Raw genomic sequence first — 19,977 nt, 5'->3', positions numbered from 1 at the left:
AAAAGGCGACACAGTGTGTCGCCTTTTTCTTGGCTGATCGCCGCGCGATCAGCCGATCGAAAACCAGGTCAATCGATCAAGAACGGATAGTCGGTGTAGCCTTCTGCGCCACCGCCGTAGAACGTATCCGGGTTCGGCTCGTTGAGAGTAGCCTCGCGCCGGAAGCGCTCGGGCAGATCCGGGTTGGCAATGAAGGGACGTCCGAAGACCGCTGCATCGGCAATGCCACGCTCGATCACATCCTCGGCGCGCTCGGCGGTATAGTGACCGCAGAAGAACAGGGCCCCCTTCGAGAACCGCGCTCTCAACGCGGCGCGAAACTCATCTGTCAGATGAATATCGTCACCGGCCCAATCCGGCTCGTTGACGTGCAGATACGCGATACCGCGCTTGTTGAGCTCCTCGGCCATGTAAAAGGCCATTTCCTCGGATTCATCGTCGGTCAGACCAAAGATTTCGATGAAGGGCGAGATTCGAAGTCCCACACGCCCCGGACCGAATACCTCACATACGGCATCGACCACCTCGAGCGGTAGACGCGCCCGGTTTTCAAGCGAGCCGCCATAGTCATCGGTACGCTGATTCGACCCGGTGGCCATGAACTGCTGCAAGAGATACGCGTTGGCGGCATGTACTTCGACCATATCAAACCCGGCGCGCTTGGCGCGAACCGCGGCCTGACGATATTCATCAATCAGCCCGGGAATTTCGCCGGTTTCAATCGCACGGGGCGTACTGGCATCGGCGCGACCGGACGAGCCATCCTCGAATTCGATAAACGCCTGCGCACCTTCGCCACGAAGGGCGCTCGGCGCGAGCGGGGCCTGATTGTCAGGCTGAACGCTTACGTGCGACACGCGCCCCACGTGCCAGAGCTGCATCGCTATGTGCGCGCCGTGGGCGTGCACTGCTGATACCACATCCTTCCAGCCGGCTTCCTGTTCATCGGTGTAGATACCGGGGGTGTAGACATAGCCGCGCGCAGTAGGCGAGATATTGGTCGCCTCGCTGATGATCAGCCCAGATGTGGCCCGCTGTCCGTAATACGTCTCTTGAAGTGCGCCCGGTACCATGTCCGGGGTGCGAGCGCGCGTCAGGGGCGCCATCAGCACGCGATTGGGAAGCGTGATATCGCCAACCTTGAGCGGTTTAAAAAGGATGTCGTGTGCCATGCGGCCTCCATGCAGTCCAAGTCACTTGATGGACGTGAGCATGGTAGCAATTAGCAGACTTATCAAGTCATCGACCGGATAGCGCACGGTTATCGACGCTCAGCGAAGCTGGCTGTCCTTGCTGCCGCGACGATTGTAGGCACTGTGACGCGTCTGACGCTTATCCTGCGCACTCTGACATTCGATGCAAAACCGCACGCCCGGCACTGCCTCTCGACGGGCCGCTGGAATCTCGGCGTCACATTCTTCACAGAACTCGAGGCTCGGCCCGGTATGCGCCGACAACCGCTTGCGCACTTCTTCGATGCCATCCTCGACCGTGCCATCGATCTGGTCCTGTACGGCGCCATCGCGCGCCCATCCTCCGGCCATGATGCTCTCCTTGAAATCCTTCGGCCCCGCCCGTGTGGCGCGGCACTAACGCCCTGGTGGTTGAAGCCCCATGACCAGCCGGTCACGAACCGCTGCCATCGTCATGGGCAGCAGTCTGGCCTCCGGAATCATGCCCTGAGTCCAGCCCCACCGTTTTGCCAATAGCAACATCGAATTGCCCGTGGGCGCCATGATGTGCATCGGCACCTGGCGAGTGGCCTCGCTTCCCGTGATGATCGACGCCGGCTGATGATCGCCGACGGCCACCACGATGGGGCGGGTCTTCTGAAACTCGGTGACGAAGCTTCCGAGCGTCTTCAAAGTGTAGTCGATCGATTTTAAATACTGGCGCCGCACTCGATCCGGGTCTTGCCACACCACTCGGGGCGGGTCTCCCGAGTCGGCCTCCTGATCGAACGCTCGCCCCTGGTCGAGGTGATCCCACGCCTTGAGGGTTGGAATGGGGGTCCAGGGGGCGTGGCTCGAGATCAGCGCCGCTTCGATCATGACCGGCTGCGACCGCGTAACCGCAAGCTCCCGCTGATATAGAGACCACAACGTGAACTGGTCCGGCATGGTGACCCAGTTGAAGGGCTTGCCTTCATAACCCAGGTTACTGGCGTCATAGACCGTGTCATAGCCGAAGAAGCTGGCCTCATCCCACGGCCGGGTGTTGGCCGGCATGGCCGCAACCGTTCGCCAGCCGCCTCGCTGAAAAAGCCGATTGAGCGTGAGCCTGGGGGACTCAACCAGCCACTCGTAGCGGCGCTGACTGTCGATCCAAAGTCCCGATAGAAGCGTTGCGTGGGCAAGCCAGCTCTGACCACCAACCGTTGGGGATTCGAGCCACCCACTGTAGGCCTCATAGCCTGCCGAACCGAGCGACCGCTCGATTGCCTCGAGACGCGCACGGACCACGCCTGAATACTCCGGTGCATCGAGCGCGCTGCGCCCATAGGATTCGATAAACAGCAGCAGGACGTCCTGCCCCTTGATCTGCGTCATCAATCTGTTCGAGGGCATGCTTGCAAGTGCGTCCTTGCCAAGCTCGATCTTGAGCGAGGCCAGCGCCTCAAGATTGTGGCGTGAAAGCTCAACGTGCTCGGCAACGAATCGACTTGCACTGCGCTCACCGATTTCCTGATCGATCACCCCGCCTCCCAGACACACCGCGCCGACGCCCCCCCAAAGCGCCGCAGTCCGCAGCCGGTTGCGCTGCCCCAAGCGAGAGGCCAGATAAAGCCCTGCGGCACTCAGCCATCCGACCGCGACCAGAAGCAAAATTAGCGCACCAAGTACCCCAAGCGACCAGCCAGTGCCAATCGACTGTGTGAGTACGTTCCAGCCCGACGCCAGCAACCGCCAATCGGCCAGCGGGTCGAACGTGCGCCAATACGCAGTGCGCGCAACGATATCGGCAAGCTTCCAGGCAAGCAGCACGACCAGCAGCACCGCCATGGCTACGCTTGCGCGTCTGGCCGCCTTTCGAGGCAGCACGCACAACAGCGCAAGCCCCCAAAGAAGCTCGAACGGCGCGCCGACCCACGCCGCCGGCTCTGATATCCGTGAGGCGTCAGAAGGCATCAGAAGCACCGATAGCGCAACAATCACCCCCGCAAGGGTCAGCGCAAACAGGTTTCTTGGCATCCCCTCATCCTTGGCAAGCGTTCACAAAGCCGCCTCACCCACGCACAGGCCCGGCAGCCTTGCGCGCACCCGGTTGCAGCGTCACTATTGAAGATACAAGTCATTATTGAAGACATCATCGAGCGGCGTGTCCGCTACCCATTTGCCTCTATCGAAAGCGAGTCATCATGAGTCAGTTCTGGAGCCCGGCGGTGCGAGACCTCGAGCCTTACGTGCCGGGAGAGCAGCCCCGCGACACCGTGATCAAGCTCAACACCAACGAAAACCCCTATCCGCCGGCCCCGGGCGTTGGCAAGGTGCTGGCCGACTACCCGATCGATCATCTTCGTCGCTACCCTGACCCGAGCAGCCTGGCGCTGCGCGAGGCGCTCGCCGCGCACTATGGCGTTCACGTCAATCAGGTGTTTGTCGGCAACGGATCCGATGAAGTGCTGGCGTTCGCGTTCAAGGCCTTTTTCTGCCATGAACAGCCGCTGGCGGTGCCCAGCATTTCCTACAGCTTCTATCCGGTCTACTGCGATTTCTACGGCATCACACCGCATAAAGTGCCACTGACGGACTCGTTTGAAGTCGATCTTGATGCCTTCCCGGCCGACAACGGCGGCATCGTGTTCGCCAACCCGAACGCCCCGACCGGCCACGCGCATTCCCGGGCGGCCATCGAGGCGCTGCTCGACAAACACACCTCGCGCGTCGTGCTGGTTGATGAGGCCTATATCGATTTCGGCGGCGAATCGGCCATCCCGTTGATCGAGCGCTACCCCAACCTTCTGGTGACGGGAACGTTTTCGAAATCAAGAAGCCTTGCCGGCCTTCGCATCGGCTTCGCCATCGGCCCGGCCGATCTGATCGATGGCCTCGACCGGGTCAAGGACTCGTTCAACTCCTACCCGCTCGACAGCGTCGCCGTGGCCGCAGGCGTGGCTTCAATCGAGGACGACGCCTATTACCGCGCGTGCTGCGCAGCCGTGATCGCCACGCGTGAGCGCACCACGGCCGCGCTCGAGGCCTGTGGCATCGAGGTGCTGCCCTCGAGCGCCAACTTCGTGCTCGCCCGCCCGACAACGATCGAAGCCGGCATGCTGTTCGACGCGCTTCGAGCTCGCGGCATCCTGGTGCGCTATTTCAACAAGCCAGGCCTTGACCAGTTCCTTCGCATCTCGATCGGCACCGACGATGAAATGGACAACCTGATCGACGCCGTACACGCCATCGTAGGAGAAAAGTGATGTCCCTGCCGCTGGATGGCATTCACCATGTTGCACTGATCACCGCCGACTACCCCGCCGCCAAGGCGTTTTACACCAAGGTGCTCCAGGCCCGCGTGATCGAGGAAACCTACCGGGAGGCCAGAGACAGCTATAAGCTCGACCTCGCCCTCCCGGGTGGTGCGCAACTCGAGCTATTCTCATTCCCGAATCCGCCGGCGCGGGTCAATGGCCCCGAGGCCTGCGGCCTTCGCCACCTGGCGTTCAGCGTGACTGACCTCGATACCGCCATCGAGCACCTGACGACGCACGGCGTGGCCTCTGAGCCGGTTCGCATCGACGAGCTGACCGGCCAACGGTTTACCTTTTTCAAGGACCCTGATGGTACGCCGCTCGAGTTCTACGAGCGCCCGACGGAAACGAACGGGTTCTAGGCACCGGCCTGACGCTGCTCGAAAAAAAGCGCCCCGCGGGGCGCTTTTTCATGAGGCTTTATTGACCTCGCCTTTAGAACGTCAGGCCGAAGTGCGACTGGACGCTGGTGTGCCAGCCGTTGTCGATCGGTGAGCCAAAATAGCCAAGGCCATTCTTGTTGGTCACGATATCGAACCAGGCGTAGTAACGTCCGGCGGTCAGCTTGAAGCCCAGATCGTTGAGCATCGGGTTGTCGACATCGCCGAAGCCGCCGTTGGCCGGCGAGTAGTCGTCGGACGGGTCGATCATGCTGAAATCGTTGTAGAAATAGACGTTCTCGATCGGGCCCCACTCCAAATCCATGCTGTAGGCAAGGCTTGCCGAATACATTTCGCCCTTGGCTGGAATCAGGTAGTTGAACCCGAACGCGCCGATCTGAATGACGTTATCGGAAATACCTGTGCCCGCCGGATTTTCGGCATCGAACTCATAGGCCGTGGCCTGAAAGCGCGTCAGCCAGTTGCCGTAGCTGCCACTCATGCCCAGGGCAGCCTGCCAGCTTGAACCACTGTCGTTGGTGTTGTTGTTGTAAAGCTGCCCACCCTTGAGCGAGGCGTTGAGTTCGGTGGTGTAGTCGGTGCCGTGGCCGAAGGTATAGGCCACACGCCCGGCCAGCTGGTTCTCTTCGGTATTGCCCTGATCGCTGCTGCCGACCGGGTTGGCGCCGTAGTGTTCGTTGCCATCCCCCAGCTGATCGGACTTGAAGAACGCAAGCGAGGTGCTCCAGGGGCCATTATTGTGGTCCCACTTGATCCCGGCGTTCTGGTTGTCGTTGAAGCCGGCCAGATATGGCAGGTTGCCGTACCACCCCAGATAGCCGTAATCCATGTTGCCGAAGGGGGTCTGGACCAGACCGAGCTTGACGGTGTCGTTCTCGGAAAAGTCGTAGCCCGCCCAGGCGTGATGGAGGAAACGGTAGCCATCGTAGAAGCGGTACTGGAACGAGTAGGACATGTCGCCATCCTCACCGGACAGCCCCAGGATGAACTTGCTGAAGTTGACGTCGCCGGCGGTGTCCTTATCGGCTTCATCCCAGTCGTTACCGACGTAGCCCAGCTCAAGTGACCCGGTGAACGTGCTCTTCTTGAGCATCTTGATGGCGCTGCTGTTTTCCTGCGCAAGCGTTGGCTCATCGGAGGATTGAGCATTGGCGTCCACGTTTTCCGATTCAGGCGTACGCGTGGAGGCGGTGGACTGTTGGCGCTCGAGCCGGTCGATCTGCTGCTGCATCTGCTCGAGCTGGGCGCGAAGGGCTTCGATGGTCGCTTGATCGCCCTGCTGAGGAGCGGCCTGGGCGGCACCCGCCCACATGGCAGTGGATACGCTGACGGCGAGAAACGCCGACCTGACCTGACAAGAAGACGGAGTGAGTCTCATTGGCGAGGTTCCCTTTATATGTTGTCGGATATTGTTGTTGGCTGCGCCCCGTGACGCAGCGTTTAAAAACGTATCATCGACCGGCAAAATGATAAATAGGTGTTATACGTGCTCGCTCTTAAAAACGCAAAGTTATCGATCCAGCAACCCCACACCTTCACGCGTCTAAAGGCTGGCGATGCCCACGATAACGGCAAGCGACAGCACGGGGCCGATAACGGCCACCACCAGCACATCAAGATACGATTTGGCGTGCGTCATGCCACAGATCGCAAGCAGGGTCACCACCGCCCCATTGTGCGGCAGCGCATCGAGCCCGCCGGTCGCCACCGCAGTCACTCGATGAAGCACCGCCGGGTCGATGCCTGCCGCATTGCCAAGCGCCAGATACCGCTCTCCCAGCGCCTCCAGCGCAATACTCATACCGCCGGAGGCGGACCCGGTGATACCGGCCAGAATATTGATCGACACCGACAGCGAAATCAGCGGGTTGCCCGGTGAGATCGCAAGGATCATTTCCTTCAACACGCCGAACGCCGGCAGCGCCGCAATCACCGCCCCGAACCCCACCAGTGACGCCGTGTTGAACATCGGCATCAGCGCGTCCTGCGCCCCGGGGCTCATCGCGTCGAGAAGCGTCCTGAAAAGACGCGGGTTGGCGGCCAATACCGACAGACAGGCCACCACCAGAGACACGATGATGGCCCACACCCCGATCACCGAGGCCGGCTCGATGCCGCCCCACTCAGGCTCACGCAAGAAGCTGTAGTCGAACGCCGGCAACAGCCAGATCGACAGCACCAGATTCAGGGTAAGCACCAAAACGATCGGCAATAGCGCCCTCGAAAGCGTCGGGTCGGTGGGCCGTGGCGTCGAATCGGTGGCGGCCTGCTCATCGGCGCCATGGCAGCCACCGAAGCCCTCGCCGGCTTGGCGCGCCTGACGTTCGCGGTACTTGAGCCACCCATAGCCGACAAGGGCCATGACTGCAGCGGCCGTAAGCCCGAGCCACGGCGCGGCAAACGCGGTCGTGCCGAAATAGGGCATGGGAATGGCGTTTTGAATGGCAGGCGTCCCTGGAAGCGCCGTCATGGTGAACGTGAAGGCGCCAAGCGCGATCGTGCCCGGAATCAGGCGCGCCGGAATGTCTGCCGCCTCAAACAGCGCTTTTGCAATGGGGAACACCGCAAAGGCCACAACGAACAGGGACACGCCGCCGTAGGTCAACACCGCGCAGCACACAATGATCGCAAGGATCGCGTTGCGCTGGCCGAGCGCACTCACGGTGCGGTGCCCGATGGTACGCGCCGCTCCGGATTCCCCCATGAGCCGGCCGAACAACGCGCCCATCAGAAAGAGTGGAAAGTAGGCCACCACGAAGCGCCCCATCGCCTCCATGAACACCTGCGTGTAGCTTGCAAGCACCGGCGCACCGTTTAAAAACGCGGCCACCGCAGCCAGTGCCGGCGCAGCAAGCAGCAGCGACACCCCCCGGTAGGCCAGAAAGATCAAAAGGATCAGAGTGGTGAAGATCAGGGCGATCCCGAGCATGAGGCACCTGCGGTCGTTATTGGAGAGGTGCGCTCAGTCTAGTGAAAAATATTAACTATTACGGATATTCGAATATGACTTTGGTCTGGCCATGCACGGCCAGATCGACGTGAGACGTAAACGATGAGCATAAAAAAAGCGCCCGTGGGGGCGCCTTTTCGAACTCGAGCGTGACCGTTCAGGCCAGCTTGGCTGCAGTTTCCGCTACCAGCTTGCCCTGATACCGCGCGATAGCAAGCTCACGATCATCGGGCTGACGCGAACCGTCACCGCCGGCAAGCGTTGTCGCGCCATAGGGCGTGCCGCCGCTGACCTTTGAGATATCAAACAGCTCATCGGTGCCGTAGCCGATCGGCACTAACACCATGCCGTGGTGGGCAAGGGTCGGCCAGAAGGTGGTAATGGTCTGCTCTTCGCCACCGCCGGTCCCGGTCGAGGCAAAGACGCTTGCGACCTTGCCGAAAAGCGATTTATTGGCCCAGAGTCCACCGGTTTGATCGAGGAAGGTGCGCATTTGCCCGGCCATGTTGCCAAAGCGCGTCGGCGTGCCAAACAGGATGGCATCAAACTCGGCAAGCTCCTGAGGCGAGGCAACAGGATGAGGCTGGTCGGTCTTGCCACCGGCCTTTTCGAACGCGTCCTGGTCCATTGTTTCCGGTACCCGCTTGATGGTCACGTCGGCGCCCGCGCCTCGCGCACCTTCGGCCACGGCTTCAGCCATGGTCTGAATATGACCGTACATCGAGTAATAAAGTACCAGTACCTTAGCCATCGATTTCTCCTTCACTCCTGAATGGGCGATGCGTGCCCTCCCAGTGTAGACAGGCTGGTCGAGTGTTCGAATGAATTCGATCAACCCGACCGTTTGATGAAATCGACGAAACGAGCGCGCTTACGTAAGCGTGGAGCGCTCTAGACGGACCTTGGCCGTGAACGTGCGCATGGCGTTTTCAGACAGTGCCAGAGATTCCTGATACGCCTCTCGATTGAACGCGTTTGGCATGAATTCGTTAGGCTCGATGGCCACCGACTGGCGAGGCCGCGTCGCAAGTCCCTTCCCGGTAAAGATCTGCACCACCCCACCCGACTGCTCGACCACGACCGCATACGGCGCGCCCGGCGCCTCGAGCCGAGTGGTAAAGGTCGGCGATGTGGCGGAATCGTCCGGCACGAAGCAGCAGTCCAGCGCATCGTCGCCAAGGGTAAGGCTGGTGGTCTTTGACGGCTCGAGCGCCTGCTCGCCTTCGAGCGGAATCAAAGTGTCGTCGGTATTCACGGCGTGTGAAGGCGGCAAGGTAATACGACACACAGAGAGATCACCGCCTGGCGGGAGAAAATACGGGTGCCAGCCAAGCCCGACCGGCGCTTCGAACTCGCTTTTGTTGACCGCCTTGAATGACCAGGTCAGCTCGCTGTCGGTCAATACCATGTCGAGCTCGAGCGTCAGATTGAACGGATACCCCTCGAGCGACTCGGGCGTAATGGTCGCCTCGAAGCTCAGCTCGGCCACATCGTGTGTGGCATGGTGATTGACCAGCCGCCACGAAAGCGTATGCGCCACGCCGTGCAGGGCGTGATCGCCGCCATTGGTCGGCAACTGATACGTCGTTTCATGCCACGTGTACTGCCCGTTGGCCACGCGGTTGGAAAACGGCGCCAACACGGCACTGCGTGCGCCGTCGCCCGCGAAAAGCTCATCGCCATCCCGGTAACCATCGATGACATCGACCACGTCGCCGCTGGGCGTTGCCAACGCAAGCGACATAACCGTCGCACCGAGTGAGGATTGACGAAGCCTGAGCTGTCCGTGCTCATCGAATACATCGGTGCAAGGGGCGCCCTCGACCGAATCGCATACCACTACAAATCCCATGTGCTGCCTCGCCTGACGGAGCTTCGGTGAATCGAAGCTGGATTTGCTAGATTAGATCAAAGACAGCCCGTGCGCTGTTCCCTTTCAGTCTTATGGTGTAGAGGATAAACATGCCGCTTCAGATGCTCGTCGTCACGCCTGTTTCACGCCATCACCGCCACATGCTCGAACGCGCTGGCATCACGCTGCACCTCGCCCGGGACGAACAGAGTAAAACTGCCCTGATCGACTCGGCCGGCGGCGACATCGAGGCGGTCCTGACCATTGGCACCATCGGCTTCTGCGCAGACGACATGGATCGCCTGCCCAACCTGAAACTGATCTGCGCCCAGGGCGTGGGCTTTGAAGGGATCGACGTGGCGGCGGCGCACGCGCGCGGCATTCACGTAAGCCATGGACCGGGAACCAACGCCGAGACCGTGGCCGATCATGCCCTCGGGCTGGCGCTTGCCTGTGTGCGTCGGATTCCTCAAAGCGACCGAGCCGTGCGTGAGGGGCAGTGGCAAACGGCCCGTCGAAGCCTTCCGGCCCTTCATGACAAGCGCCTCGGCATCCTTGGCATGGGCCATGTGGGTCAGGCCATCGCTCGCAGAGCCTGGTACGGCTTTGACATGACGGTCGAGTACTACAGCCGCTACCCGAAACCGAACCTGCCCTACACGCATGTGTCCTCCGCCCAGGCGCTCGCCGAGCGCAGCGACATTTTAATCGTTGCCCTGCCGGGCGGCCCCGATACGCATCACCTGGTCAATGACGCCATGCTCACCGCCCTGGGCGCGGATGGCATCCTGATCAACATCGGACGAGGAAGCGTGGTCGACACCCACGCGCTTGCAGAGGCCCTTCGCACCGGCACCCTCGGTATGGCCGGTCTTGACGTTCTTGAGACCGAGCCTGACGTGCCCGAGGCCCTGACCGCCCTTGAAGACAACCTGATCATGACACCTCACACCGCTGGACTTTCACCCAGCGCGCTGGACGCCACCATCGATCTGGTCATTCAGAACGTGCAGGCGGTTGTCGAGCGCGGCACGCCGGTTACTCCGGTGCCAACGTAGCGGCTGCCTGGGCCTTACGATGATCAAGCCACTCCACGATAATGTGGGGCACCGTCAGACAGGCAAGGCCGATGAAGGTCATCTTTAGAAGCGGCGATGCGACAGAGTATTCAGCCATCAGCGCGTAACCGACACTGGCTGCGCCCCAGGTCGCAAGCACGATGGGGCCGGCCATGCGCAGCACCTGCCCGGACGTTCGAATCCTGAGCGCGTGACGAATTTCCTGGAAGTGAATCGGGCTGTGGCACGCGCAGAAGTAACAGGCGAAATACACCAGCGGATGAAACACCGTACCGGTTGCAAGCAATAGCCCAAGACTTGCCACCACGTGACGCTTCTCAAATAGTGGCCTGAACCGGAAAAGCGCTACCGCAAGCGCCCCCCAGAATGCGACTGGCGCGGCGTTGATGAACGGTGTGGCATCACTTACCAAAAGCGCGTGCAAAATGTCAGCCACATCGCGGGGATGGGTATAAAACGGCGTCGCGATCACCAGCGTGCCCCACACCAGGCGAAGCGATAACGGCAGTGTGTGGCGCCAGTCGGTGCCGAAATGCGCCGCCGACATCACCAGAAACACCAAAAGCCCGAGCGCGGGCATCAGTACCCAGCCCACCATGAACACCGCAGACAGACTGACGTAGGCCAGCAAAAACAGGGGCAGCGCCACAATCGACCGACTGTGATCGCTTTTAAAGATCCCACCGCGCAGCAAGCGCTGGCCTATCACATGATCGAACGCCCCATGGGGAATCCCCAGTGCCGCCACCCCGAGCACCAGGACGACCAGCAGCGCGTGCGGGGAAAACGTCATGAGATGCGCACCGAAAAGAAGCGCAGCCCCCAGGGCGAAACGGTAGAAAACGCGTCTTGAAAACGAGCGAGCGCCGTCCATGAGCCATCCCTCGCAGAATGGGGCGACCGACCGGCCGCCCCGGTGAGCCATCAGCTACGCTTTCGAACGGCGTTCAAGGCCACAAACCCGAACCCGACCTTCGCGGTCACATCCAGAATCAGATAGAACCAGCTTTCGACCGCAGCCGAGAACAGGCCGGCACCCGACGTCCCGAGCAACCACACGATGGGATAGCAGCACCACAGCACGGTCAGCATCAGCGAAAGCGTGCTGAACTCACTGCGATACGCGCCTTGGCCGGCCACTTTCTGAAGCGGGCCCCAGATGAGCGCGAGCACCACCAGAAACGCCACCATGCTGACCAACCACCAGAGATAGTTGTAGGGCGATTCCGACAAGTTGCCCACAAGACCGGTGACGATCATGTAGATGTCGGCTGCGATCAACGCACACACCAGCGTGCGAATGGGGGCAAGCGTCTTGGACGCTACCATCGCAAGGCTCACCAACAGGATCGGCGTGGTGATGACCCAGTCGATATAGCGTGCAAAGAACACGTCCCGACCGTTATGGATCATATCGCCCTGCCCCAGCGCCATGGCTAGGTAGTTGGCGAACGCCACGAACACGATGGTCATCGCGGCAATGCCGTGATGCTTCTGATTTTCGGGCAAGCCCTTGCTCATGCGCCAGAAGGCGATACCGCCGGCGAGCATGGCTATCCAACCGATAACCAAGGGAAATTGTACTGCTGAAGACATGACTGCACTCCTTTGCGCTGTCTACATTGAGAGAATTTGGAACGCCTGAAGCCCATTTCCTTTACCGAGACTTAAGGCGAATTCAAACATAGACAGCCATAACAGTGCCTCGCCAGTTTTTTCGACGAATTAATCAAAAATTCATGATGTGCGATTCAGGAGGGGCTGAGCGGGCAGACCAGCAACCAGACCTGCCCCCTCAAACACGCTAAAAACGCGGCGTCACATCGACACCCGCAACAATGTGTAAGGTGTTTCGCTGGCGTAGCGCTCATCGCGCTCTGACGCGGAGCGAAGCGCCATGTCGCGGTCATTGTCATAGGCAACGAACAGGGTCGAGGCGTCGAGTACGGCAAGCCCTTCGGCCTTGTGCTCGAACTCGAGCGCCGCGCCTTCGCGCGTACGGCAAAGCTCGGGCGCTTCCCCCCGCTGAAAGGCCTCAAGCGTCAAGGACCACAAGTAGCCCCCGATGCGCTCACCACTGCCGTCCTCGACTTCGAAGCTGGTCAGCAGGTACAGCCGCTCGTTGAAGGGGTCATACTCGAGACTTGAAAGCCCGCACTCAAAGCGCACCTCGGTTTCGGCCTCGGGCTCGAAGCGATAAATCGATGTCAGCGGCGATACGAACTCAAGCGCCCCCTGCTCGGTCACGCGGTACGGCGCACCCACGATACGGGCCACATACTCGAAATCATCAAAATGCGTGCCCTGCTCGCGAACACCAAACAACAGCATTCCGTCGCCCTGATCGCCTGGCACGGTCGCAAGCCCCTCGATCTTGTAATAGGGCGTGCCGATGGCGTCGGTCAGTTTCTGGCGAAGCTCGAGCGACCCGGAAATGTCGTTGCGTGGGTCCGGGTCGACGACCTTGACCGCCGAGGCATCCTCGAGTGGCCAGATCAGCAGATGGTTGTAGTCATTGAGCGCATGGCTCTCGGCATCGATCCGATCAAACCCGGTGGTCGCGATCATATAGCGCCCATCGACGGTCAGGGCGAAGTCCTCATACTTGATCGCCTGTTTGATCAGCGGCGCCGTCAGATACTCGAGGCTTTCCTCGAGCGGGTGATGGTCCTTGAGCGCGACCGAAAACACCGCCGAGCGATGCTTGCCGGGAATCGGCTTGTCGCTTGCCATCAAAAGCCGGTGACCGTCGAAGGCCACCGCGGAAATCTCGGCGTTGACCAGTTCACCGTCGTCGTCCTTGAGGCCCGGCTCGAAGCAGTGCAGTACCCCGTGGGCCTTGATGTCCACACTCATGAAGCGCTCCCGAATCGTTGAAATGAGAAGGAGAATCGCTGGGTCGTCCTTGAGGGGCGAGCGAGGCTCACCCCTTGGCGAGCCCGCCCAGCCGCGCAGGCTCGATCACCTCGATCCAGTAACCGTCAGGGTCTTTCACGAACGCCACGTCCTTCATCTTGCCGTCGTCCGGGCGTTTGACGAACTCGACGTCGTTTTCATCGAACCAGGCAACCGCCAGATCGAGGTCCGGGACCGACATGCACAGATGGCCAAAGCCCTGCGGCGCATCGTTGCCGTTGTGGTAGCTCACCTCGGGGTCCTTCTCGCTGCCCCAGTTATAGGTCAGTTCGAGAAGGCCGGTGCGGGAAAATGTCCAGACAGTGCGCTCACCATCGTCTTCCGGCAGCTGGGTTTCATCGTCCACGTGACCCAGAAAGTAGAGGGTGAACTGCATTTCCGGGAACTCGAGGGCGCGCAGAAGGCGCATGCCGAAGACGGTCGAGTAGAACGCAAGCGAGGCCTGCGGGTCCTTGACGCGCACCATGGTGTGATTGAGTCGAAACCCCTGGGTCTGCTCGGGCGCCCGGTCGCAGACACCGGGGCTCTGTTCGGGTTTTGTCATGATCAAACTCCTTGAATGGTGTCATATCAAGGGTATCTTGCCCGGGACAGGGTGCAAGCCTAACCAGGCAGGCCCCGCAGATGCGCGACCAGCATGGCCTGCCATTGAGCGCGAGCCTGCTCGGCGCAGCGCTCCTCTCCCAGATGCACCATCGCCCGCATCGAATTGACCACCACCACCGCGGCCACCTCGGCCTCACTCGCCGAGAGCTCAGGGGCATACGCCACCAACACCCGCGCCGTACCTTCCCGTAGCCCCTTCCTCAGGGTTTGCCGCTGCTCGGGCGGTACGCTTTTCGCGTCCAGTAGCGCCATGGCGCAGCGACGCTCCTCGGCAAGCGAGGTTAAAAGTCCGAGCAGGCGTGCAACGATCACGTCAAGCGAAAGCGTGGGCACGGCCTGTTCGATAGCGCTCAAGTGCGCGCTCATGTGCGTGCCGTAGCGCTCGAGCAGCGTTCTGGCCAGCGCAGCCTTGGTCGGAAAGAACTGATACAGAGAGCCAATCGGCGCGCCCGCCGCTCCGGCAATCTCGGTCATGGTGGCGGCATCAAATCCCTTCGCCGCAAACACCTGCGTCGCCGCGCTCAAGAGCGCCTCGACCCGCGCCTTGCCCCGTTCGCGCTTGGGCGCGCGGGCCTGGTGGCTGTCATTTGACTTTTGTGAAGCCATCTTCATAAAATTCATTTTGTGAGGATAGCCTCATGTATATCATGGCCGACCCAAGGCGTCGACCGCACCCTGAAAGCAACCGCAAGTTCTTTGCGACAGTGAGCGAACACCGTCATGATCCAACTCGACCCGACCACCACCGCCGTAATTGCCATCGATCTCCAAAAAGGCATCACCGGCATGTCGCTCGCCCCTCGAACCGGCGAAGACATTGTCCAGGCGACTGCCTCCCTGGCTGAGCGCGTGCGCCAGGCAGGCGCCACCATGGCCTGGGTCCGGGTCAACTGGGGGCCGGATTTCAAGGACGCACCAAGCAACCGCGTTGATCTGCCGGCCAAACGCCCCGACGCCGGCATGCCGCCTGAATGGGACACGCTCGAGCCGGGCCTGGTCCGCGATGGCGACCTGCACGCCCTTAAGCATCATTGGGGCGCCTTTACCGGCACCGACCTCGATCTTCAGCTGCGTAGGCGCGGCATCAAGACCGTCGTATTTACCGGCATCGCGACCAACATGGGCGTGGAATCGAGCGCGCGCAGCGCCTGGGAACTGGGGTATGACGTGGTCATCCTCGAAGACCTCTGCACCAGCTTCAGCGCCGAGCTGCACGCATTTCCGGTCGACAACATCTTTCCAAGAATCGCCCGAGTGATTAAAAGCGACCAGCTCGCCTTCGGGGCGTAAGCACGTGAAGCACCTGCTTCATCTGCGGCTTTCGAGGCTGCCGGCCACTCTTCAATGGCCGCTGCTGCTGGCGGTTTCGGCGGCCTTTGCAGCCGTGCTCGAGCTTGTGCGCCTGCCTGCGGCGCTGCTTTTGGGGCCGATGATCGCGGGCATCCTGTTCAGCCTGAGGGGCAGTCCACTTCGCATCGCCCGGCCCCTTTTCTTCATGGCGCAGACGCTGATCGGCTGCATGATCGCCTCGAGCATGGATGTTTCCGTCATTGGTAATCTGGCCAACAGCTGGTGGCTGTTTCTGGCGGTCACGCTTCTGGTCATCTGTGCCAGCAGCGTGCTTGGCTGGTTGATGGCCAAGTGGCAGGTACTGCCTGGTACGACCGCCATCTGGGGCTCTTCGCCCGGCGGCGCCTCGGTCATGATGCTTCTGGCCGAATCCCAGGGCGCCGATATGCGCCTGGTGGCCTTCATGCAGTATCTGAGGGTGCTGTTCGTGGCGGTACTGGCGTCTGTCATCGCGCGCCTGTTCCTGCCGGAGGAGGCCATCGGCGCCCAGGTGATCGACTGGTTTCCAACGCTCGATGCCGTTGATTTCACCCAGACCCTCCTGATTGCCGCGATCGGCGGCTACGCGGGCCTGAAGCTCAAGCTACCGGCCGGCCAGCTGCTGGTACCGATGATCGCAGGCTCGCTTTTGAACATGAGCGGTGCCGTTACGCTTCAGCTGCCGGAATGGCTGCTCGCGATCAGTTACGCCGTATTGGGCTGGCGAATCGGTCTCGGATTCACCCCCGCCATCATGCGCCACGCGACCCGGGCCCTCCCTAAGATCATCCTGTCGATCGTGTTGCTGATCACGCTGTGCGGGCTGATTGCAGCCGTACTCGTGTACGCCTTCGATGTCGACCCGTTAACGGCCTACATGGCCACAAGCCCCGGTGGGCTTGACTCGATCGCGATCATTTCCGCCTCGAGCAACGTCGATATCGGTTTTATCATGACGTTTCAGACCGTACGCTTTTTGATGGTTCTTGCCATCGGCCCGCCGCTTGCCAAGTACCTTGCCGGGCGGCTGCCTTCGCACTGAGCCGGTCAACCGTGCGCCGCGCCCCAGTTTTTAAACCGGCGGCCGATAGAGCCTTGAGGTCAAGCGTGGCGTTCGAGATACCCATTGCCGAAGACGGTTGGGCGTTTCATCATGAGCCCGAAATAGCTCGGAGCACGGCTTACGCGCCCGCCCTGCCCCTACCTGCTTGTCGAAAGGATCATTGTCATGGCTTACGCACTGCCCCTGTCACTCCCAAACGCTGCCGCTCTGCCCCGGGTCGTGCTGACGCTTGTAGGGCTTTGGGTCGTGATCGGTCTGAGTGGCTGCGCCAGTTCAAGGCCCGCACTTGAAACTCAGGACGGTTACAGCCTCGACATGACTCAGGCCCTGATTGTCTCGAGTGCCAAAAACGCGCTTGGAACGCCCTATCGCTGGGGCGGTACCACGGCATCCGGCCTCGACTGCAGCGGCCTGACACAGCGAAGCTATCAGAGTGCCGGCATTTCGATTCCAAGAACCTCGAATCAGCAGTTTCAGAACCTGCCGCGCCGTGATCGCGCACGCCCCGGCGACCTGCTGTTCTTTGGCCCGAGAGGCCGTGCAAGTCACGTCGGCATCTACATCGGCGATAACAAAATGATTCACGCCCCGGGCGCTGGCCGTACCGTTCGGGTTTCAAACATCACCAAGCGCTACTGGCGACACCACTTTCTGGGCGTCGCCGGCCCGCGCAACTGAGCGAGGCCTGCATCCACCATGCGTGCTCCCTTTCTGTTGATCGCACTCCTTGCACTCGCAGGCTGCCAGCCCAAGCTTTCCGAGGTTGCCCAGAGTAACCTGCGCGCCTTCAAGGTGGCCGACCCGAGCTCGAATCCGAACAGCCTTCCGGGCAAGCTTGAATCACTCAAGAGCGTGCCGGTCAGCCGCCACATCACGCCACAGGACTGCAAGACAGACGCCTGCCCCTCCGTTGACCTGAGCTATTACCGGTTTCCCAACCGGCCACCACTCAACGAAGCGCTTTTAAAAGCACTGGGCAAGCTCGGCAATGCGTCCGAGACCAACGACTCCCTGAGCGATTTTGTCGACACGTTTTTCAAACACGCCAAGGATCATCCGGACTACAACGCTCAGTTAAGCGCCAACATGCTCGATCATTACGACCATACCGTGGTGATTGCCCTCAACGGCTACGCGTTCACCGGTGGCGCCCATGGCAACGCTCAGCTGCGCTACTTCAACTACGACACGCGCCTGAAGCGCGAAGTCACGCTTGATGACATGCTGACCAAAGGTGGCCGGGAGACACTGATCGCGCTCGAAAAAAATGCGCACCAACGCTGGCTCGATGCGCAGAACCTAGGTGATGAGTTCAAGGAAAAATGGCCCTTCACGCCGACTGACAACGTGGCGCTTTTGAGCGACCGACTGCTGGTCACCTATCAGACCTACGAAATCGCACCGTATGCGATGGGCCAAATTACGCTCTCGATCGACTACGATGATCTTAGTGGCGTATTCAAGCCCTCATTCCTGCCGGAAGATACCGACGATCAGGATGTTGAGTTCAAGGACCCAGAGGCCCAACGCATTCATGAAGCCAGCCAGAAACTTTCTTCCCAGCGCGGGCGCCCGTAATTCACTCAATGCCCCCACACCTTGCCTCGATGACGGCCATCGAGGTGACGCCTTCGCGTTAAACTTGTTAGCATGGTCGGTTAATCTTTTGAAAAAGCCCACTTCATGTCTGATCTAAACGCTGGGCAACGCCCGGCGAACGGCCTGTTTACAGGCGTCGATAAGCCTCTGGCGATCACTTCATTTGCAACGGTACTGGCGTTTATCGCCTTTACAGTCCTCTGGCCGGACCGCGCCAGCGACACATTCAACGCCACCATGGCGTTCATCGAACAGCGCCTGGGCTGGTACTACATCCTGGCGATCGGTGGCCTTCTGTTCTTTGCCATCTACCTCGGGGCCAGTCCGGTCGGGCGCGTTCGACTCGGACGTGATGATGATGTCCCCGAATTCAGCAATTTCTCCTGGTTTTCCATGCTTTTCAGCGCCGCTGTCGGCACCGGGCTGCTGTTCTGGAGCGTGGCCGAGCCGATGTCGCACTTTCAAAGCAACCCCTACGCCGCACTTGAAAATACCGCGCCGGGGGGAACAGCCGCAGCCGAGCTCGCGCTTCGCATCACGGTGTTTCACTGGGGGCTTCACGGCTGGGCGGTGTACATCACGGTCGGCCTGATTCTTGGGTACTTTTCCTACCGCCGCGGGCTGCCGCTGACGCCGCGTTCGGCGCTCTATCCGCTGATCAAGGACCGCATCTACGGCCCGATCGGGCATCTGGTCGATCTGCTCGCCATTTTCAGTACGCTGTTCGGCACGGCCACCACACTGGGGCTTGGTGTCTCGCAGATGAATGCCGGGCTCAATGCGCTGTTCGGCATTCCGATTTCACCAACGGCCAAACTGATACTGATCGGCACCGTCACGCTTCTGGCAACCCTTTCGGTCTGCACGGGTCTGAAGCGCGGCATCCGCATGCTCAGCGAATGGAATATTCACCTGAGCCTGATTCTGGTGCTGTTTTTCCTGATTGCCGGGCCGACCACGTATCTGCTCGGGCTGTTTTCGACCACGGTCGGTGACTATTTGAGCCACGCCATTCAAATGGGGTTCTGGGTTGACCCGAACCCGGACGATCAGTGGCAGGGCTGGTGGACGCTCTTCTACTGGGGCTGGTGGTTCTCCTGGGGCCCCTACGTCGGCATGTTCGTTGCCCGCATTTCCAAGGGCCGAACGCTGCGCTCGCTCATTTTCGGTGGCATGGGGCTTGCCGCCCTTGGCTCGATGATCTGGATCGTGATTTTTGGCGGGACTGCGCTTCACCTGCAGCTCGGCGATCAGGTCGACCTGGTCAGTATCGTCAATCAGGACAAGACGCAGGCGCTGTTTGAGACCATCAAGGCGCTCGACGTGCCCTGGGCCTCGACCGCCATGATCGGGCTGACCACGCTGATGATCGTGACCTGGTTTGTGACCTCGGCCGACTCAGGCACGCTCGTGATCTGCACCATGCTGTCGATGGGCGACAGCCAACCCCGCACGCTCTATCGCGTCATCTGGGGGCTGGGCCTTGGCGGCGTGGCCGCTGTACTGCTGTTGGCAGGCGGCCTGCAGGCGCTTCAAACCGCGGCCATTATCGCTGCACTGCCCTTTTCATTGGTGTTTTTGGTCATGTGCTACAGTTTGACCGTAGCCCTTCGCGATGAGGACGGTACACCGCCTACCGTCTACGCCAGTGCGATGCATGAGGATGTACAGCGCAAGGTTCATTCCGCATAACCGCGAACGCGTTCGCGAA

20 protein-coding genes are annotated in these 19,977 nt (G+C 60.7%); 8 read left to right on the top strand and 12 right to left on the bottom strand.

The features are described from left to right. Positions 1-68: 68 nt before the first annotated feature. The 3 genes from NAT23_RS11270 to NAT23_RS11260 all read right to left on the bottom strand — a co-directional run bounded on the left by NAT23_RS11270 (position 69) and on the right by NAT23_RS11260 (position 3,191). On the bottom strand, positions 69-1,172 hold the full coding sequence (locus NAT23_RS11270; protein WP_251928365.1) for an alkene reductase: 1,104 nt from the start codon (positions 1,170-1,172) through the stop codon (positions 69-71). A gap of 99 nt (positions 1,173-1,271) precedes the next feature. Next, a complete protein-coding gene (locus NAT23_RS11265; RefSeq protein ID WP_251928362.1) occupies positions 1,272-1,544 on the bottom strand; it encodes a DksA/TraR family C4-type zinc finger protein in 273 nt (90 codons plus the stop codon). 45 nt (positions 1,545-1,589) lie between these two features. Next, on the bottom strand, positions 1,590-3,191 hold the full coding sequence (locus NAT23_RS11260) for a sulfatase-like hydrolase/transferase (RefSeq protein WP_251928360.1): 1,602 nt from the start codon (positions 3,189-3,191) through the stop codon (positions 1,590-1,592). Between the two features lie 167 nt (positions 3,192-3,358). Here NAT23_RS11260 and hisC point away from each other — a divergent pair, with 167 nt between their 5' ends. Both hisC and gloA2 read left to right on the top strand, forming a co-directional pair. Continuing rightward, complete coding sequence (gene hisC, locus NAT23_RS11255; RefSeq protein WP_251928358.1) at positions 3,359-4,420, top strand: histidinol-phosphate transaminase; 1,062 nt, start codon at positions 3,359-3,361, stop codon at positions 4,418-4,420. Further along, complete coding sequence (gloA2, locus tag NAT23_RS11250) at positions 4,420-4,833, top strand: SMU1112c/YaeR family gloxylase I-like metalloprotein (protein WP_251928356.1); 414 nt, start codon at positions 4,420-4,422, stop codon at positions 4,831-4,833. Before hisC ends, gloA2 begins: the two co-directional genes overlap by 1 nt. 73 nt (positions 4,834-4,906) lie before the next feature. On the opposite strand, the gene NAT23_RS11245 is transcribed toward gloA2, so the two are convergent. The 4 genes from NAT23_RS11245 to NAT23_RS11230 form a co-directional block, all read right to left on the bottom strand. Continuing rightward, positions 4,907-6,250, bottom strand: a complete 1,344-nt coding sequence (locus tag NAT23_RS11245; protein ID WP_251928355.1) for a porin family protein — start codon at positions 6,248-6,250, stop codon at positions 4,907-4,909. Positions 6,251-6,415: 165 nt separating this feature from the next. Then, on the bottom strand, positions 6,416-7,801 hold the full coding sequence (locus NAT23_RS11240) for a GntP family permease (protein WP_251928353.1): 1,386 nt from the start codon (positions 7,799-7,801) through the stop codon (positions 6,416-6,418). 178 nt (positions 7,802-7,979) lie between these two features. Further along, the gene (gene wrbA / locus NAT23_RS11235) at positions 7,980-8,573 is read right to left on the bottom strand and encodes an NAD(P)H:quinone oxidoreductase (RefSeq protein WP_251594889.1); all 594 of its coding nucleotides are present in this window, start codon (positions 8,571-8,573) and stop codon (positions 7,980-7,982) included. A gap of 120 nt (positions 8,574-8,693) precedes the next feature. Beyond that, a complete protein-coding gene (locus NAT23_RS11230) occupies positions 8,694-9,674 on the bottom strand; it encodes an aldose 1-epimerase (RefSeq protein WP_251928351.1) in 981 nt (326 codons plus the stop codon). Positions 9,675-9,784: 110 nt separating this feature from the next. Here NAT23_RS11230 and NAT23_RS11225 point away from each other — a divergent pair, with 110 nt between their 5' ends. Then, complete coding sequence (locus tag NAT23_RS11225; RefSeq protein ID WP_251928350.1) at positions 9,785-10,732, top strand: 2-hydroxyacid dehydrogenase; 948 nt, start codon at positions 9,785-9,787, stop codon at positions 10,730-10,732. On the opposite strand, the gene NAT23_RS11220 is transcribed toward NAT23_RS11225, so the two are convergent. The 5 genes from NAT23_RS11220 to NAT23_RS11200 all read right to left on the bottom strand — a co-directional run bounded on the left by NAT23_RS11220 (position 10,713) and on the right by NAT23_RS11200 (position 14,881). Then, a complete protein-coding gene (locus NAT23_RS11220) occupies positions 10,713-11,627 on the bottom strand; it encodes a Brp/Blh family beta-carotene 15,15'-dioxygenase (protein ID WP_251928348.1) in 915 nt (304 codons plus the stop codon). The genes NAT23_RS11225 and NAT23_RS11220 overlap by 20 nt on opposite strands. Before the next feature lie 50 nt (positions 11,628-11,677). Further along, positions 11,678-12,349: a bacteriorhodopsin gene (locus NAT23_RS11215; RefSeq protein WP_251928346.1), complete on the bottom strand. Its 672-nt coding sequence runs from the start codon at positions 12,347-12,349 to the stop codon at positions 11,678-11,680. Positions 12,350-12,571: 222 nt separating this feature from the next. Further along, a complete protein-coding gene (locus NAT23_RS11210; protein ID WP_251928344.1) occupies positions 12,572-13,609 on the bottom strand; it encodes a hypothetical protein in 1,038 nt (345 codons plus the stop codon). 67 nt (positions 13,610-13,676) lie between these two features. Continuing rightward, positions 13,677-14,213, bottom strand: a complete 537-nt coding sequence (gene gloA / locus NAT23_RS11205; protein WP_251594877.1) for a lactoylglutathione lyase — start codon at positions 14,211-14,213, stop codon at positions 13,677-13,679. A gap of 59 nt (positions 14,214-14,272) precedes the next feature. After that, a complete protein-coding gene (locus NAT23_RS11200) occupies positions 14,273-14,881 on the bottom strand; it encodes a TetR/AcrR family transcriptional regulator (protein WP_251928343.1) in 609 nt (202 codons plus the stop codon). A gap of 114 nt (positions 14,882-14,995) precedes the next feature. Here NAT23_RS11200 and NAT23_RS11195 point away from each other — a divergent pair, with 114 nt between their 5' ends. The 5 genes from NAT23_RS11195 (at position 14,996) to NAT23_RS11175 (ending at position 19,958) form a co-directional block, all read left to right on the top strand. Beyond that, positions 14,996-15,565, top strand: coding sequence for a hydrolase (locus tag NAT23_RS11195; RefSeq protein ID WP_251928339.1), 570 nt, complete (start codon positions 14,996-14,998; stop codon positions 15,563-15,565). Positions 15,566-15,569: 4 nt separating this feature from the next. Next, the gene (locus NAT23_RS11190) at positions 15,570-16,646 is read left to right on the top strand and encodes an AbrB family transcriptional regulator (RefSeq protein WP_251928337.1); all 1,077 of its coding nucleotides are present in this window, start codon (positions 15,570-15,572) and stop codon (positions 16,644-16,646) included. A 186-nt stretch (positions 16,647-16,832) separates the two neighbouring features. Further along, positions 16,833-17,345, top strand: coding sequence for a C40 family peptidase (locus NAT23_RS11185; protein ID WP_251928336.1), 513 nt, complete (start codon positions 16,833-16,835; stop codon positions 17,343-17,345). Between the two features lie 18 nt (positions 17,346-17,363). Continuing rightward, positions 17,364-18,245, top strand: coding sequence for an RsiV family protein (locus NAT23_RS11180; protein ID WP_251928335.1), 882 nt, complete (start codon positions 17,364-17,366; stop codon positions 18,243-18,245). Positions 18,246-18,350: 105 nt separating this feature from the next. Next, entirely contained in the window at positions 18,351-19,958 is a 1,608-nt protein-coding gene (locus NAT23_RS11175) for a BCCT family transporter (protein ID WP_251928333.1), read from the top strand. The last annotated feature ends 19 nt before the right edge of the window (positions 19,959-19,977 follow it).

Origin of the sequence: Larsenimonas salina (genome assembly GCF_023736155.1) — a bacterium.
In the GTDB taxonomy this organism is placed as follows: domain Bacteria; phylum Pseudomonadota; class Gammaproteobacteria; order Pseudomonadales; family Halomonadaceae; genus Larsenimonas; species Larsenimonas salina.
This window is presented reverse-complemented; position numbering and strand designations above follow the sequence as displayed.

Coding starts and splice junctions, on each gene's coding strand:
- NAT23_RS11270 (WP_251928365.1), bottom strand. CDS start 1,172: ATGGCACACGACATCCTTTTTAAACCGCTCAAGGTTGGCGATATCACG.
- NAT23_RS11265 (WP_251928362.1), bottom strand. CDS start 1,544: ATGGCCGGAGGATGGGCGCGCGATGGCGCCGTACAGGACCAGATCGAT.
- NAT23_RS11260 (WP_251928360.1), bottom strand. CDS start 3,191: ATGCCAAGAAACCTGTTTGCGCTGACCCTTGCGGGGGTGATTGTTGCG.
- hisC (WP_251928358.1), top strand. CDS start 3,359: ATGAGTCAGTTCTGGAGCCCGGCGGTGCGAGACCTCGAGCCTTACGTG.
- gloA2 (WP_251928356.1), top strand. CDS start 4,420: ATGTCCCTGCCGCTGGATGGCATTCACCATGTTGCACTGATCACCGCC.
- NAT23_RS11245 (WP_251928355.1), bottom strand. CDS start 6,250: ATGAGACTCACTCCGTCTTCTTGTCAGGTCAGGTCGGCGTTTCTCGCC.
- NAT23_RS11240 (WP_251928353.1), bottom strand. CDS start 7,801: ATGCTCGGGATCGCCCTGATCTTCACCACTCTGATCCTTTTGATCTTT.
- wrbA (WP_251594889.1), bottom strand. CDS start 8,573: ATGGCTAAGGTACTGGTACTTTATTACTCGATGTACGGTCATATTCAG.
- NAT23_RS11230 (WP_251928351.1), bottom strand. CDS start 9,674: ATGGGATTTGTAGTGGTATGCGATTCGGTCGAGGGCGCCCCTTGCACC.
- NAT23_RS11225 (WP_251928350.1), top strand. CDS start 9,785: ATGCCGCTTCAGATGCTCGTCGTCACGCCTGTTTCACGCCATCACCGC.
- NAT23_RS11220 (WP_251928348.1), bottom strand. CDS start 11,627: ATGGACGGCGCTCGCTCGTTTTCAAGACGCGTTTTCTACCGTTTCGCC.
- NAT23_RS11215 (WP_251928346.1), bottom strand. CDS start 12,349: ATGTCTTCAGCAGTACAATTTCCCTTGGTTATCGGTTGGATAGCCATG.
- NAT23_RS11210 (WP_251928344.1), bottom strand. CDS start 13,609: ATGAGTGTGGACATCAAGGCCCACGGGGTACTGCACTGCTTCGAGCCG.
- gloA (WP_251594877.1), bottom strand. CDS start 14,213: ATGACAAAACCCGAACAGAGCCCCGGTGTCTGCGACCGGGCGCCCGAG.
- NAT23_RS11200 (WP_251928343.1), bottom strand. CDS start 14,881: ATGGCTTCACAAAAGTCAAATGACAGCCACCAGGCCCGCGCGCCCAAG.
- NAT23_RS11195 (WP_251928339.1), top strand. CDS start 14,996: ATGATCCAACTCGACCCGACCACCACCGCCGTAATTGCCATCGATCTC.
- NAT23_RS11185 (WP_251928336.1), top strand. CDS start 16,833: ATGGCTTACGCACTGCCCCTGTCACTCCCAAACGCTGCCGCTCTGCCC.
- NAT23_RS11180 (WP_251928335.1), top strand. CDS start 17,364: ATGCGTGCTCCCTTTCTGTTGATCGCACTCCTTGCACTCGCAGGCTGC.
- NAT23_RS11175 (WP_251928333.1), top strand. CDS start 18,351: ATGTCTGATCTAAACGCTGGGCAACGCCCGGCGAACGGCCTGTTTACA.